Source organism: Streptomyces sp. FIT100 (assembly GCF_024584805.1).
Taxonomy (GTDB): Bacteria; Actinomycetota; Actinomycetes; order Streptomycetales; family Streptomycetaceae; genus Streptomyces.
Genome location: NZ_CP075715.1, coordinates 1566056 through 1579244, shown reverse-complemented (window position 1 = coordinate 1579244; position 13189 = coordinate 1566056). Strand labels below are relative to the sequence as shown.

Annotated in this window: 15 protein-coding genes and 1 pseudogene; 10 read left to right on the top strand and 6 right to left on the bottom strand. The window is 73.2% G+C overall.

From position 1 onward, the window contains the following. The first annotated feature begins 2 nt into the window (after nt 1-2). The 6 genes from KK483_RS06835 to KK483_RS06810 all read left to right on the top strand — a co-directional run bounded on the left by KK483_RS06835 (nt 3) and on the right by KK483_RS06810 (nt 2757). Complete coding sequence (locus tag KK483_RS06835; RefSeq protein WP_262004305.1) at nt 3-476, top strand: Asp23/Gls24 family envelope stress response protein; 474 nt, start codon at nt 3-5, stop codon at nt 474-476. 62 nt (nt 477-538) lie between these two features. Continuing rightward, nucleotides 539-730, top strand: coding sequence for a hypothetical protein (locus KK483_RS06830; RefSeq protein WP_262004304.1), 192 nt, complete (start codon nt 539-541; stop codon nt 728-730). A gap of 66 nt (nt 731-796) precedes the next feature. Further along, on the top strand, nt 797-1150 hold the full coding sequence (locus KK483_RS06825; RefSeq protein WP_262009377.1) for an Asp23/Gls24 family envelope stress response protein: 354 nt from the start codon (nt 797-799) through the stop codon (nt 1148-1150). Continuing rightward, entirely contained in the window at nt 1147-1866 is a 720-nt protein-coding gene (locus KK483_RS06820) for a DUF6286 domain-containing protein (RefSeq protein ID WP_262004303.1), read from the top strand. The genes KK483_RS06825 and KK483_RS06820 overlap by 4 nt, the downstream gene beginning before the upstream one ends. After that, the gene (gene amaP / locus KK483_RS06815) at nt 1863-2450 is read left to right on the top strand and encodes an alkaline shock response membrane anchor protein AmaP (protein WP_262004302.1); all 588 of its coding nucleotides are present in this window, start codon (nt 1863-1865) and stop codon (nt 2448-2450) included. The genes KK483_RS06820 and amaP overlap by 4 nt, the downstream gene beginning before the upstream one ends. A gap of 115 nt (nt 2451-2565) precedes the next feature. After that, complete coding sequence (locus KK483_RS06810; protein WP_262004301.1) at nt 2566-2757, top strand: DUF6381 family protein; 192 nt, start codon at nt 2566-2568, stop codon at nt 2755-2757. Nucleotides 2758-3018: 261 nt separating this feature from the next. On the opposite strand, the gene KK483_RS06805 is transcribed toward KK483_RS06810, so the two are convergent. The 6 genes from KK483_RS06805 to KK483_RS06780 form a co-directional block, all read right to left on the bottom strand. Beyond that, a complete protein-coding gene (locus KK483_RS06805) occupies nt 3019-3780 on the bottom strand; it encodes an SDR family oxidoreductase (protein ID WP_262004300.1) in 762 nt (253 codons plus the stop codon). Between the two features lie 4 nt (nt 3781-3784). Further along, nucleotides 3785-5593, bottom strand: coding sequence for a glycoside hydrolase family 15 protein (locus KK483_RS06800; RefSeq protein ID WP_262004299.1), 1809 nt, complete (start codon nt 5591-5593; stop codon nt 3785-3787). 69 nt (nt 5594-5662) lie between these two features. Beyond that, nucleotides 5663-6460, bottom strand: coding sequence for an SURF1 family protein (locus tag KK483_RS06795; RefSeq protein WP_262009376.1), 798 nt, complete (start codon nt 6458-6460; stop codon nt 5663-5665). Nucleotides 6461-6532: 72 nt separating this feature from the next. Continuing rightward, on the bottom strand, nt 6533-6766 hold the full coding sequence (locus KK483_RS06790; protein ID WP_262004298.1) for a hypothetical protein: 234 nt from the start codon (nt 6764-6766) through the stop codon (nt 6533-6535). A 337-nt stretch (nt 6767-7103) separates the two neighbouring features. Next, nucleotides 7104-8117, bottom strand: coding sequence for a DEDDh family exonuclease (locus tag KK483_RS06785; RefSeq protein WP_262004297.1), 1014 nt, complete (start codon nt 8115-8117; stop codon nt 7104-7106). 103 nt (nt 8118-8220) lie between these two features. Then, a complete protein-coding gene (locus KK483_RS06780; RefSeq protein WP_262004296.1) occupies nt 8221-8856 on the bottom strand; it encodes a TetR/AcrR family transcriptional regulator in 636 nt (211 codons plus the stop codon). 105 nt (nt 8857-8961) lie between these two features. Here KK483_RS06780 and KK483_RS06775 point away from each other — a divergent pair, with 105 nt between their 5' ends. From KK483_RS06775 to KK483_RS06760, 4 genes and pseudogenes are all read left to right on the top strand, one after another. Next, nucleotides 8962-9762 carry an acetoacetate decarboxylase family protein gene (locus tag KK483_RS06775; RefSeq protein WP_262004295.1) on the top strand — a complete coding sequence of 267 codons (801 nt, stop codon included), beginning with the start codon at nt 8962-8964 and terminating at the stop codon, nt 9760-9762. Then, entirely contained in the window at nt 9759-10643 is an 885-nt protein-coding gene (locus KK483_RS06770) for an SDR family NAD(P)-dependent oxidoreductase (RefSeq protein WP_262004294.1), read from the top strand. The genes KK483_RS06775 and KK483_RS06770 overlap by 4 nt, the downstream gene beginning before the upstream one ends. Before the next feature lie 24 nt (nt 10644-10667). Further along, nucleotides 10668-11947: pseudogene (locus KK483_RS06765) on the top strand (amidohydrolase family protein). Continuing rightward, entirely contained in the window at nt 11948-13174 is a 1227-nt protein-coding gene (locus KK483_RS06760) for an amidohydrolase family protein (RefSeq protein WP_262004293.1), read from the top strand. Nucleotides 13175-13189: the final 15 nt, after the last annotated feature.

The window sequence follows — 13189 nt, the reverse complement described above, 5'->3', positions numbered from 1 at the left end:
CGATGACCGACACCGAACTGAATGTGAAGAAGGAACCGGCGGGCACAGGCACGGGGGCCGTCAGGCGGGGCGGCGGCGATCCGGGCACACGGGGCCGTACGACCATCGCCGACGGCGTCGTGGAGAAGATCGCCGGACTCGCGGCGCGGGACGTCGTCGGCGTGCACGCCATGGGCAGCGGCATCTCGCGCACGTTCGGCGCGGTACGCGACCGGGTCGGCGTGCCCGGCGGTGCGCGGGCCAGTGTCTCCCGCGGCGTGAAGGCCGAGGTCGGCGAGGTCCAGACGGCCCTCGACCTCGAGATCGTCGTCGACTACGGGGTGTCGATCTCGGACGTGGCCCGGGCCGTCCGTGAGAACGTCGTCTCCGCTGTGGAACGCATGACCGGTCTTGAGGTCGTCGAGGTCAATATCGCGGTCAGTGACGTCAAACTGCCGGATGAGGAAGAGGAAGAACCGGAGCCGCGCCTCCAGTGACGGGACCCCGGGTTACGGAGCACGGAGCCGGCGGGCTACCGGGCTCACGAGAGGAGCGCACGATGAGCATGGCTGCGGTCGGCCTGCTGGCCGGCATGGCGCTCGGCTTCGCCGGGTACTTCGGTGGCTTCGCGGCCTTTCTTCTGGTGGCCGCGCTCGGCGCGGTCGGGTTCGTGGCGGGCCGCTTCCTGGACGGCGACCTCGAACCGGGCGAATTCTTCCGGGGCCGCGAGCACGGCGACCGGCGGAGGTGACACGGCGTGGCCGCGGACTCCACTCCACCCGTGGCGACGGATCCAGCCGTGCCGACGGATCCGCCGGTGCCGACGGAGGGGACCGCGCCCGGGCCGGCCGAGCGCGGATCGACGGTGATCGCGGACCGGGTCGTGGCCAAGATCGCGGCGCGGGCGGCGCGTGAGGCCGTCGGGCGCGCCCCCGAGGGGGGTTCGGCCCCGCACGCCACGGTCACGGTCCACCAGGACCACGCCCGCGTCCGGATCAGCCTCGAACTCGGCTACCCCTGCGACATCGGCGCGCAGTGCGGTGCGGTGCGTCGCCACGTGGCTGAGCGGGTAGAGGCGTTGGCGGGGATGGTGGTGCGCGAGGTCGCCGTGGAGGTGGAGCGGCTGCACTCCGTCCATACGCGCCGGGCGGCTCAGGGGAGGCTCCGATGACCGGACCGGTGAAGGACGGCGGACCGGTGAAGGACGGCGGATCCGTGCCGGGGGCAGGGCCCGTGAAGGAGAGCGGACCGGTGCGGACGGCCGGGCCGGTGACGGAGCTGGACCAGTCCGCGTCCGCCGCCGCGTACCGGCCGTCGGCGGCGGCCGGCGAGGACGGCCGGAGCGGCCGGTTCTGGTCCACTCGGCGTATCCCGGCCGGGCTGCTCGCGGCGGCGCTCACCGCCGGTGCGGCGCTGCTGCTGTACGACGTCGCGGCGGTACGGACCGGTCGGGCCGGCATGGCATGGCGCCGCTCGCTCGCGGACGAGCTGGAGCGGCGGCCGCTGGACGACACCTGGGTGCTGGTGGGCGCGGGCGTGGCGGCGGCGCTCGGTGTGTGGCTGATCGTGCTCGCGGTGACGCCGGGGCTGCGGAGTCTGCTGCCGATGCGCCGGGACCCGGCCGACACGGACGTACGGGCGGGTATCGACCGGGCCGCGGCGGCACTGGTGCTGCGCGACCGGGCGATGGAGGTGTCCGGGGTGCAGTCCGTGCGGGTCCGCGTCGGACGGGCCCGGGTGGGTGTGCGGGCGGTGTCCCACTTCCGCGAACTCGACGATGTGCGGGCCGACTTGGACGCGGTGCTCGGCGCGGGGATCCGCGAGCTGGCGCTGTCGCGCCCACCCGTGCTGTCCGTGCGGGTGCGCCGCCCGGCGAAGAAGGGATGACGGGGATGCTCCGGGTCGTCAATCGCGTGCTGCTCGCTCTCGCCGGGCTGGTCCTGCTGGCCGTCGGGGGAGCGGTGCTGGTCACCGGGCTGGGCGTGGCCGTGCCGTCCTGGTGGCCCTGGGCCGGGCCCGGTGACGTGCTGCTCCGCGAGGGCGCGCGGGAGCGGTGGCGGGACGCGGGCTGGTGGTGGCCGGCGGTCATCGCGGCCCTCGCGGTGCTCTTGCTGCTGGCGGTGTGGTGGCTGCTGGCGCAGCTGCGCCGCTCCCGCCTGGCCGAAGTCCTCGTGGAGAGCGGGGACGGGGAGGGCGCGCTGCTGCGGGGGCGCGCGCTGGAGTCCGTGCTGGCGGCCGAGGCGGAGAGCCTGGAGGGCGTGGCCCATGCGCGGGTCGCGCTGCACGGCCGCCGTACCGCGCCCTCGGCCCGGGTGCGCCTCCTCCTGGAGCCGTACGCCTCGCCGGGTGCGACGCTCCACCGGCTCTCGACGGAGGCCCTGACCCACGCCCGCGACTCGGCCGGGCTGGCCGCGCTGCCGTCGGAGGTCCGCCTTCGTGCCGAACGGCACCGCGCGAGGCGCGTGACGTAGCGGCGGGCCGGGCGCGACCTGCGGGGATCGCGCTGGGCGACCGCTCCGGATGCGGCGTTGCGGACGCACTGGTTGGCTGAAAGTGCCCGCTCATCCCGACGTCCGAGGAGTGACCATGAGCGTTGCAGGTGAATCCGGTGGGCGCGTCCGGCAGATGCGTCAGAAGGCAGAGGAATTGAGGCAGGCTGCGGAACGGGCCGGCGACCCGGAGGAGCGGCAGCGGCTCCAGGACAAGGCCCGTAGGCTGCAGGAGCAGAGCGAGCAGGAGAGCGCCATGGGGGCGGGGGACATATTCCCCCAGGAGTAGCCCTCGCGGCACTCGCCCTACGGCACTCGACGGCGGCCGGTGGCTGCCCGCGGCAACCAGACGCGGGCAGCCACCGGCCGACTTGTGCGCCGGGACCCACCGGGACGGGCCGGAACGCCCAGGAGCCATCGGGGCCGGAACGCCCGGCCTCCGGGAGGGGAACGCTCAGGAGCCACAGCGGCCGGAACGCCCGGCCCTCGGGAGGGGAACGCCCAGGAGCCACAGCGGCCGGAACGCCCAGGAGCCACGTCGCCCCGGAGGTCAGAAGCCGTGCCGTGCCCCGCCGTCCACCGGCAGCATGATGCCCGTCAGATACGAGGCCGCGGGTGACAGCAGGAACGCCGCCGCACGGCCGAACTCCTCCGGTGTGCCGTAGCGGCGCAGCGGGATGCGGGACTCGTTGGCCGCGCGGGCCGCCTCGGCGTCGCCCGAGAGGGCGTCGAGCTCGCGCACGCGGTCCGTGTCGATACGGGCCGGGAGCAGGCCCACGACGCGGATGCCGCGCGGACCCAGTTCGTCGGCGAGTGACTTGGCGAAGCCCGCGAGACCGGGACGCAGGCCGTTGGAGATCGTCAGTCCGGGGATCGGCTCGTGGACCGAGCCGGACAGGACGAAGCCGATGACGCCGCCGTCGCCCAGCGCCTCCGCCGCGCTCCGGGCCAGCCGTACCGCCCCCATGAAGACCGAGTCGAACGCCGCCCGCCACTGCTCGTCGCTGTTGTCCGCGACGAAGCCGGGCGCGGGGCCGCCGACGCTGACGAGGACGCCGTCGAGGCGGCCGAAGTGCTCACGTGCCGCCGTGATCAGCCGCTCGGCGGCCGCCGGGTCGGCGTTGTCCGCCGCGACGCCGATCACCTGTCCGTCGGGGCCGAGCTCCGCGGCGACCGCCGCGACCGCCTTCTCCTCCCGCCCGGTGATGACGAGCCTCGCGCCCTCCGCGGCCAGCGCGCGCGCCGACGCGTTCCCCAGTCCTCGCGTCGCTCCGGTGACGACGTACACACGGTCCTTCAGTCCAAGATCCATGGCCCTATCCTGCCGTCTCGTGTGCGGCCAGGGCGAGGGCGGAGCCCACCAGGCCGAGATGGCTGAACGCCTGCGGGAAGTTGCCCAGCTGCCGGCCCGCCGCCGGGTCGTACTCCTCGGCCAGCAGCCCCAGATCGCTGCGGAGCGCGAGCAGCCGTTCGAAGAGTTCGGTCGCCTCCCTCACACGTCCCGTCATCCGCAGCGCGTCCACCATCCAGAACGAGCAGGCCAGGAACGTTCCTTCACGGCCCGGCAGCCCGTCCACGGCGGCGGCGCCGCGCGCGCTGTAGCGGCGGATCAGCCCGTCGTGGCTCAGCTCCGCCCGTACCGCGTCGACCGTCCCGATCACCCGGGGATCGTCCGGCGGCAGGAAGCCCACGCGCGGGATCAGCAGCGTCGCCGCGTCCAGCTCCCGCGAGCCGTACGACTGCGTGAAGGTGTTCCGGTCGGAGTCGAAGCCCTTCTCGCAGACCTCCTCGTGCACCTCGTCCCGCATCGCCCGCCACCGCCGTGCGTCGCCGCGCAGCGACGGGTCGTTCTCCAGCGCGCGTACGGCGCGGTCGGCCGCGACCCAGGCCATCACCTTGGAGTAGACGAAGTGCCGCCGGGGCCCTCGCACCTCCCACAGGCTCTCGTCCGGCTCGCGCCACTTCGACTCCAGGAAGCCGAGCAGGCTGAGCGCGATGTTCCAGGCGTGCGGATGGTCCGGCAGCCCCGACTCCCGGGCCGCCTCCAGCACGTCCATGACCTCGCCGTACACATCGAGCTGGAGCTGGTCGACGGCGGCGTTGCCGATCCGCACCGGCGCCGAGCCCTCGTAGCCGCGCAGCCACGGCAGCTCCGTCTCGGTCAGCCGCCGCTCACCGGCGGGCCCGTACATGATCTGCAGATCCGCCGGGTCGCCGGCGACCGCGCGCAGCAGCCAGTCGCGCCACGCCGCCGCCTCCTCGGTGTAGCCGGTCCTCAGGAGCGCGTTGAGCGTGAGCGTGGAGTCGCGCAGCCAGCAGTAGCGGTAGTCCCAGTTCCGTACACCGCCGGGGTCCTCCGGCAGGGAGGTCGTGGGCGCGGCGACTATCCCGCCCGTCGGGGCGTAGGTGAGCGCCTTGAGGGTGATCAGCGAGCGCAGTACGGCATCGCGGTACGGACCCTCGTACCGGCACCGGGCGGACCACTGCGTCCAGTCGGCCACGCTCTGCTCCAGCGCCTCGAACGGATCGACGAGCCGCGGACGCGGCTCGTGCGAGGGGTGCCAGGTGAGGACGAACGCCACCCGCTCGCCCGGGCCGACCGTGAACGACGTACGGGTGCTGAACTCCTGTCCCCAGGTCTTGACCGGAACGGACTCCGCGTGCTCGATGCGCAGCCATAACGAGTCGGGTCCCGCGACCGCGACCCGGTGGCCCCGGGAGCGCCGCATCCACGGCACCACCGAGCCGTAGTCGCAGCGCAGCCGGAGGACGGCGGACATCTCGACCCGGCCGCTGAGACCCTCCACGACGCGTACGACATCGGGTGCCCTGTCGCGCTGCGGCATCAGGTCGACGACCTTGACCGTGCCGGTCCTGGTCTCCCATACGGATTCGAGGACGAGCGTGCCGGGTACGTACGCGCGCCGTGTGCAGTGCCCCGCCGGCCCCGCGTCCTTGGGGGCGATCCGCCAGTGGCCGTTGTCCTCGTCGCCGAGCAGTGCGGCGAAGCAGGCGCCCGAGTCGAAGCGCGGCAGACACAGCCAGTCGACGGAACCGTCCCTGCCCACCAGGGCGGCGGTCTGCAGATCGCCGATGAGCGCATAGTCCTCGATGCGTAGCGTCACGCTCTCGCGTGTTCCCGCCGCGCCGTGTCCCTATGCGGCAGGCACCACCACCCGGCCTGTGGCGTCCGCTCAGCCGGCCGCGGCCGGCCGGGTCTCGGCCTCCTGCGTCCCGGCAGCTGCCGCCGCCGCACGGTCCCGCTTCTCGCGGCGTACGAGGATCACCCAGCCGACGGGGACCCCGGCCGCGAACAGCCACCACTGCACGGCATACGCCATGTGGGCTCCGATCGAGTCGTGGTCCGGATCGGGGATCAGCTCGGGGGAGTTGCCGGCGGGCTCGGGCGCGGTCTGCTCCAGATAACCGCCGAGCACGGCGCGTCCGATGGCCTTCGCCTGCTGTCCGCTGTCGATCAGCATGATCTGACGGGGCGGCAGGCCCTTCAGGTCCCTGATGCCGCTGGCGCTCGTCGTCTGGTCGGCCATGAGCCGTCCGGTGACGGTCACCGTGCCCTTGGGCGCGGGCGGTACCTCGGGGAACGCCGCCTGGTCGGCGGCGGCGGGCACCCAGCCGCGGTTGACGAGGACCGCGCGGCCGTCGGCGAGGACCAGCGGGGTGAGCACATGGAAGCCGACGCGGTCGTCGGCGTTGGTGCGGCGCCGGACGGCGACCTCGTGGGCGGTGTCGTACGTCCCGGTGGCGGTGACCCGCCGCCAGTAGTCGGCGCGGGGGACGGTGTGACCGGGGGAGGTGAGCTCGGTGACCGGGACGGGCCGGGCGGTGAGGTTGTCCGAGATCAGCTTGTTCTGCGCGACCCGGTGCTGGTGCCGGTGCAGCTGCCAGAAGCCCAGTTCGACCATCGTGGGGATGAGGGCGAGGCTGACGAGGGTGAGGATCACCCACTGCCGGGACAACAGGAAGCGGTACACCCCATGACCGTACAACTCGGCCATGGGGTGCTCGGAAGGAGGGGGGCCGGACCGCCGGGGGGGTGGTCCGGGTCAGACGTGGTCGACGATGCCCGCCTTTCCCTCGGAGCGTGCGCAGTGGGCGCCGCAGTACCAGTGGCCGTCGGCCTCGACGCCCTGGCCGATGATCTGGACCCGGCAGTGTTCACATACGGGCGCCATCCGGTGGATGGCGCAGGAGAAGCAGTCGAAGACATGCACCGCGCCCTGCGCGTGCACCTCGAACGACATGCCGTAGTCGTTTCCGCAGACCTCGCAACGTGCCATGCGCCGCATGCTCCGGAGCGCGGGCGACCGGAGCAAGATCCCGGCTGGCGGGTCGGCGCGGCTGCACCCGACCGGCGCAGCGGCACGCCGACCGGCTGCGGAGGCGTACCGGTCCGGCGCGGGGGTCCGGTGCGGGGTCCGGCGCCGCGGAGGGCAGAGGTCCGACACAGGCACCGCCGGTGGACGTGGACGGCGAGACCCGGCGGACACCCCGCTCGCCGCGCGGCGGTAGCCGCTGACGTCACTGTCGGCCCGAGTCGGGCGACGGGGCCCAGGCCCTGTCGTTGCGGGGGTCCGGCGCCGCGGAGGTCCGGTGCGGGGATCCGTGGCGGGTCCGTCACTCCGCCGGCGCGGCCACGTCCTGGACGCTTCCCTCCGCCGGAGCCACGTCCCTCAGCAACTGGGTGAAGGCGGCCTCGTCCACGACCGGTGTCCCGTACGACCTCGCCTTGAGGGTCTTCGAGGTCGGCGCCTCCGGGTCGTTGGTGACGAGCAGGCTCGTCAGCCGGGAGACGCTCGTCGCCACATGCAGCCCCGCCTCGACCGCGCGGTCCTCCAGCAGCTCCCGCTCGACGGACGTGTCACCCGAGAAGGCCACCCTCATGCCCTGCTTGAGCGGTTTGTCCGGCTCGTAGCGCCCCGGGTTGGGGTACGGACACGGGGGCCGCTTGCGGGACGGCCGCCACCCGCCCCAGCCCGGCCGGTACGACGAGGCCGACGCCTGGCGGCCGATACGGGGAGCGGCCGGGCCCGGGGACCACTCGGTCAGCGCCCGGCACTCCAGCAGCGGCAGCCGCACACCCCGCTCGGCGGCCGTGTGCAGACTCGGCCGGAACGCCTCCGCCAGGACCCGCGCATCGTCCAGGGCGTTGTGGGCGCGGCGCTGGACGACGCCGAAGTGCGCGGCGAGCGACTCCAGCTTGTGGTTGGGCAGCGGCAGCGCCAGCTCCTTCGAGAGCGCGATCGTGCACAGCCGCTGCCGCACCGGAGCGACGCGCTCCGCCCGGGCGTACTCCCTCGCGATCATGGACCAGTCGAAGATCGCGTTGTGCGCGACGAGCACCCGGCCGTCGAGCCGGTGTGCGAACTCATGGGCGATGTCCGGGAAGAGCGGCGCGCTCTCCAGCAGGTCGCTCGTCAGCCCGTGGATCCACACCGGTCCCGGATCCCGCTCCGGATTCACCAGTGTGTACCAGTGGTCCTCCACGTTCCCCTGCGCGTCCAGCCGGTAGACGGCAGCAGAGACTATCCGGTCGTCGCGGGCGAGTCCGGTGGTCTCCACGTCGACGACCGCGTACCCCTGCGGGTATGCGGTCGGCCACGCTGCTGCGGTCGTACGGTCGTCGAGCATGGTCACAGAGAATACGGGCCGCCACTGACACTCCCGCTCCGGCCCGGGCCGGAGCGCGGGAGCCTGTGCGCCGGCGAGCGGGTCCCCGTCGTCTGCCGCCCGTTCAACCCCGGTCGGCGAGCAGCGACTTCACGAGGGCCTCCACGGAGAGGGTGAAGAGCTTCTCCGGGTCGGCGGGGCGTGCCAGCGCGCGGGCGAGTGCCGCGTCCTCCTCCGCGGGACCGCCCGCCGTGCGCCCACCCCACAGCTCCTGCTCGCCCGGTGACTGCACCGGTGCGCGTTCACGATTGCGTTCGACCAGGACAAAGCCGACGATCTGGAACTGCACCGCCCGTACGGCGTCGGCGGCGCGCGCCCCTCGCAGTCCGGCGGCGTGCACCTCGTGGACCAGCGCCCGTTGGGCGGGCAGGAACATCCGCTCGGTCAGGCCGCGTTCGTGGACCATCGCGATGAGATGCGGCCGTGAGCGCAGCTCGCGGCGGAGCCGGCGGGCGACGGAGACGATGCGTGCCGCCGGTGTGCGCCCCCTGGGCCGGATCGCCCCCATCTCCTGGACGGTGCGCTCGACCAGCGCGTCCAGGAGCGACTCGCGATTGCCGACATGCCAGTAGATCGAGGTGACGGCCGTCCCCAGCCCGGCGGCGAGCTTGCGCATGGTGAGGGCGTCCGGGCCGTGCTGCCTCACGAGGTCCGCGGCGGCGTCGAGCACCTCGTCGCGGGTCAGCGCGGTACGTGGCATCGGCTCCTCGACTCTCGCGTCCGCATGGCCCTTTACCCTTCAGGGGCCCTGGTGTAACTGTGTTACAGGACTCGACCCCCGACGTACGGCGAAGGGCGGTACGACATGGCACGCGTACGATACGGCGCCCGCACCGAGGCCGAGATCACCGCGGCACGCGCGGCCGGTGCCCGGCTCCCCGACATCTGGTCCACGGGCGTCGTCGCAGTGTGGGAGACCGACCCGGACGTGGTCGCGGCCGTGCTGCCGCCGCCGCTCAAACCCGCCGAGCTGCCTCTCGTACGGGCGAACATCAGCAAGGTCGAACTGCCCGGCTATCCGCTCGGTGCGGGCTCGGTCGCGGTCGCCGCCGCCCACGGCGACCAGCAGGGCTGGTACCCGCTCGTGATGCCCATGACCCACGAGCGGGCCCTGATCGGCGGCCGTGAGGTCTTCGGCGAGCCGAAGAAGCTGGGCGAGGTGACGGTCGAACGCGACGGCCTCGTCGTGCGGGCGGCGCTCGCCCGGCACGGCATCGCGTTCGTCGAGGTCCGGGCCGCGGTGAGCGGACCGCTGCCGCTCCCGGACCCCGCCGAGAAGGTGGACTTCTACTTCAAGTGCCTCCCGGCCGTGGACGGTTCCGGCTTCGACACCGAGCCGGTCCTCGTCCACTGCGTACGCAACGAGAAGGTCCGCAGGCTCGAACGGCTCACCGGCGACGTCGTCCTGCGCGAGTCGATGTACGACCCGGTCGCCGACCTGCCCGTACGGGCGCTCGTGGAGCTCACCATCGGCGAGAAGACGACGGACCAGAGGGGCAGGGTCGTCGAACGGGTCGCCGCGCAGGCCCTGCTGCCCTATCTGCACCAGCGCTACGACGACCCGCAGCAGATCCTCGACGGACCCCCGCAGGGGAGCGTCCGGTGAGGCTGGCCGGGGGCCAGGTCGCCGTCGTCACCGGCGCGGCGAGCGGCATCGGACGCGCGATGGCGCGGCGGTTCGCCGCCGAGGGCCTGAAGGTCGTCCTCGCGGACGTCGAGGAGGCCGCGCTGCGCAAGGCCGCGGACGAACTCACCGCGGACGGCGCGGACGTCCTCGGACACGTCGTCGACGTGTCGGACCGGGACTCCGTACGGCGGCTCGCCGACGCCGCGTACGCGACCTACGGCGCCGTGCACGTGCTGTGCAACAACGCCGGCGTCGGCTCGGGCGCCGAGGGCCGGATGTGGGAGCACGAACCCAACGACTGGGAATGGGCGTTCGCCGTCAATGTGTGGGGCGTCTTCCACGGCGTCCAGGCGTTCGTCCCGCGCATGATCGCGGGCGGTGAGCCCGGCCACGTCGTCAACACCTCCTCCGGTGACGGCGGGATCGCGCCGCTGCCCACCGCGTCCGTGTACGCCGTCACCAAGGCGGCCGTCGTGACGATGACCGAGTCGCTGTACGCGCATCTGAAGGCCGAGGGCGCGGACGTGGGCGCGTCCGTGCTCTTCCCCGGCCCGCACATGCTCCGCACCGGCCTGTGGGAGTCGCACCGCAACAGGCCCGAGCGGTACGCCAAGGAGCGGCCGCGCCGGAGCCCGTACCGCAGCCTCGACCAGTGGGAGGCGGCGATGCGGGCCGCGGGCCACGAGGTGGCGTTCACACCGGTCGAGGAGGTCGCCGAGCACGTCGTCGAGGGCATACGGGCCGGCCGGTTCTGGCTGCTCCCGGCGAGCGAGCACAGCGACCGCCAGATCCGGGCACGCGCGCGGTCGATGCTCGACCGCGCCGACCCGTCGTATCTCGAGAGCTTCATCCTGGACTGAGCGACCGAGGGACTGAGACCTGCGATGACGGAGCCGAAGCCGAACGAGCCGTACCTGATCATCTCCTCCGACTGCCACGCCGGGCTGCCCACCGAGGAGTACCGGCCCTACCTGGACCCCGTGACTTCGACGAGTTTCTCGACGGACGCGACCGCCGCCGTGAGGAGATGACCCGCCTCGGCGTACGCAACGAGGCGTTCGCCGACAAGTGGTTCCACGACAACGAGGAAGGGCTGCGCGGCGGCTGGGACACCGCGCAGCGGCTCAAGGAGCTCGACGGCGACGGGGTGGCCGGCGAGGTCGTCTTCCCCGACGCGGACGCCGTCGACAGCCGGACCGCCGCACCCTTCGGCGTCGGGCTCGGCCTCTCCGGCGACCAGGACCCGGAGCTCGGCATGGCGGGCGCGCAGGCGCACAACCGCTGGCTCGCCGAGTTCGTCTCCGAACATCCCGAACGGCACTGCGGGGTCGCCCTGCTGCCCGTCACCGGCGACGTGGACCGGGTCGTGGCCGAGATCCACCGGGCCAGGGAGTCCGGTCTCGGCGCGCTCATGATCCCCTCCATGTGGGTCGACAAGGCCCCGTACCACGACCGCCGGTACGACCCGGTCTGGGCGGCCGCCGCGGAGACCGCGATGCCGCTGGTCACCCACTCCGGCGCGGCCCCCCGCCACGAGTACGGCGACCACCTCGGCATCTACGTCTCCGAGGTGACCTGGTGGCCCGCCCGGCCGCTCTGGTTCCTGCTCTGGTCCGGGGTCTTCGAACGCCATCCGGGCCTGAAGTTCGGCGTCGCCGAGTCCGGCTGCTGGTGGCTGCCGAACCTGCTGTGGTTCATGGACCGGCTCTACCTCGGCGCCCACGGCGGCAAGAAGCTCTCCCCCTTCGCCGAGCTGAAGCGGCCGCCCAGCCAGTACCTGGACCGGCAGGTCTTCATCTGCGCCACCAACACCAAACGGCGCGAACTCGCCCAGCGCTACGAGATCGGCGTCGACAACATCCTCTGGGGCAGCGACTTCCCCCACCCCGAGGGCACCTGGCCCAACACCCGCGCCTGGCTGAGGAACACCTTCCACGACATCCCGGTCGCCGAGACCCGCCGCATCCTCGGCCTCGCCGCCGCCGAGGTCTTCGGCTTCGACACCGCGAAGCTCGCCCCGGTCGCCCGCCGCATCGGCCCGACCCCGGCCGAGCTGGGGCAGCCCGACGACCAGGCGGCCGTCGAGGCGTCCTGGGCCAGGTCGCGCGAGGTGGGCCGGCACTGGCTGACCGACCACGACTTCCCCTCCCTGGGGGCGAGCTGAATGACGGAGCGCTACACGGTCGTCTCCGCCGACTGCCACGCCGGCGCCGACCTCCTCGACTACAAGCCGTACCTGGAGAAGCGCCACCACGACGACTTCGACGCGTGGGCGGCCACGTACGTCAACCCGTACGAGGACCTCGTCGCCGACACCGCCGACCGCAACTGGAACTCCGACCGCAGGCTCGCCGAGCTGGAGGCGGACGGGATCGTCGCCGAGGTCGTCTACCCCAACACCATCCCGCCCTTCTTCCCGTCCGCGTCCCTGATGGCCCCGGCACCGGGCCGCGAGGAGTACGAGCAGCGCTGGGCCGGGCTGCGCGCCCACAACCGCTGGCTCGCCGACTTCTGCTCCCTCGCCCCGGGGCGGCGCGCGGGCGTCGCGCAGATCTTGCTCAACGACGTCGACGAGGCGGTCGCGGAGGTCCGCCGCAGCAAGGAGGCGGGCCTCACGGGCGGCATCCTGCTGCCCGGCGCCCCGCCCGGCTCCGGCGTCCCGGAGCTCTACTCGGCCGCCTACGACCCGCTGTGGGCGGTCTGCGAAGAGCTCGGCGTCCCCGTCAACCACCACGGCGGCTCCGCCTCCCCGCCGCTGGGCGACGAACCCGCCGCACGGGCCGTGTTCATGGTGGAGACGACATGGTTCTCGCACCGGGCGCTGTGGCACCTCATCTTCGGCGGAGCCTTCCGCCGCCACCCGGGGCTGCGACTGGTCCTCACCGAACAGGGGTCGGGATGGATCCCGGCGGTCGTCGAGATGCTCGACTACTACCACGGCAGGCTCGTCGCCGCGGCCACGCGCTCCGCGACCGCCGAGTCCAAGTTCGGCGCCGGGCTCGCCGCCGCCATGGGCAAGGGCCCCAGCGAGGTCTGGCGCGACAACTGCTTCGTCGGCGCCAGCTTCATGCGCCCCCACGAGGTGCCGCTGCGCGACCGGATCGGCCTCGACAAGATCATGTGGGGCAGCGACTACCCGCACGACGAGGGCACGGCACCGTACTCGCGCGAAGGGCTCCGCATCGCCTACGCGGGGCTGCCGCGCGAGGAGGTCGCGGCGATGGTGGGCGGCAACGCGGCCCGGGTCTACGGCTTCGACCTCGCCCTCCTCGACGGGCTCGCCGCCGTCCACGGTCCGTCCGTCGAGGAGATCGCCGAACCGCTGAAGGAGGTCCCGGCCGGCGCCACCAGCCCCGCCTTCGCGCCGGGCGGGTCGGTGCGCGTCTGGTGACGGCGGCGGTGAGAC

Excerpts from the sequence above, each read along its gene's own strand:
- KK483_RS06835 (WP_262004305.1), top strand. The coding sequence starts at position 3 with ATGACCGACACCGAACTGAATGTGAAGAAGGAACCGGCGGGCACAGGC.
- KK483_RS06830 (WP_262004304.1), top strand. The coding sequence starts at position 539 with ATGAGCATGGCTGCGGTCGGCCTGCTGGCCGGCATGGCGCTCGGCTTC.
- KK483_RS06820 (WP_262004303.1), top strand. The coding sequence starts at position 1,147 with ATGACCGGACCGGTGAAGGACGGCGGACCGGTGAAGGACGGCGGATCC.
- amaP (WP_262004302.1), top strand. The coding sequence starts at position 1,863 with ATGACGGGGATGCTCCGGGTCGTCAATCGCGTGCTGCTCGCTCTCGCC.
- KK483_RS06810 (WP_262004301.1), top strand. The coding sequence starts at position 2,566 with ATGAGCGTTGCAGGTGAATCCGGTGGGCGCGTCCGGCAGATGCGTCAG.
- KK483_RS06805 (WP_262004300.1), bottom strand. The coding sequence starts at position 3,780 with ATGGATCTTGGACTGAAGGACCGTGTGTACGTCGTCACCGGAGCGACG.
- KK483_RS06790 (WP_262004298.1), bottom strand. The coding sequence starts at position 6,766 with ATGGCACGTTGCGAGGTCTGCGGAAACGACTACGGCATGTCGTTCGAG.
- KK483_RS06785 (WP_262004297.1), bottom strand. The coding sequence starts at position 8,117 with ATGCTCGACGACCGTACGACCGCAGCAGCGTGGCCGACCGCATACCCG.
- KK483_RS06780 (WP_262004296.1), bottom strand. The coding sequence starts at position 8,856 with ATGCCACGTACCGCGCTGACCCGCGACGAGGTGCTCGACGCCGCCGCG.
- KK483_RS06775 (WP_262004295.1), top strand. The coding sequence starts at position 8,962 with ATGGCACGCGTACGATACGGCGCCCGCACCGAGGCCGAGATCACCGCG.
- KK483_RS06760 (WP_262004293.1), top strand. The coding sequence starts at position 11,948 with ATGACGGAGCGCTACACGGTCGTCTCCGCCGACTGCCACGCCGGCGCC.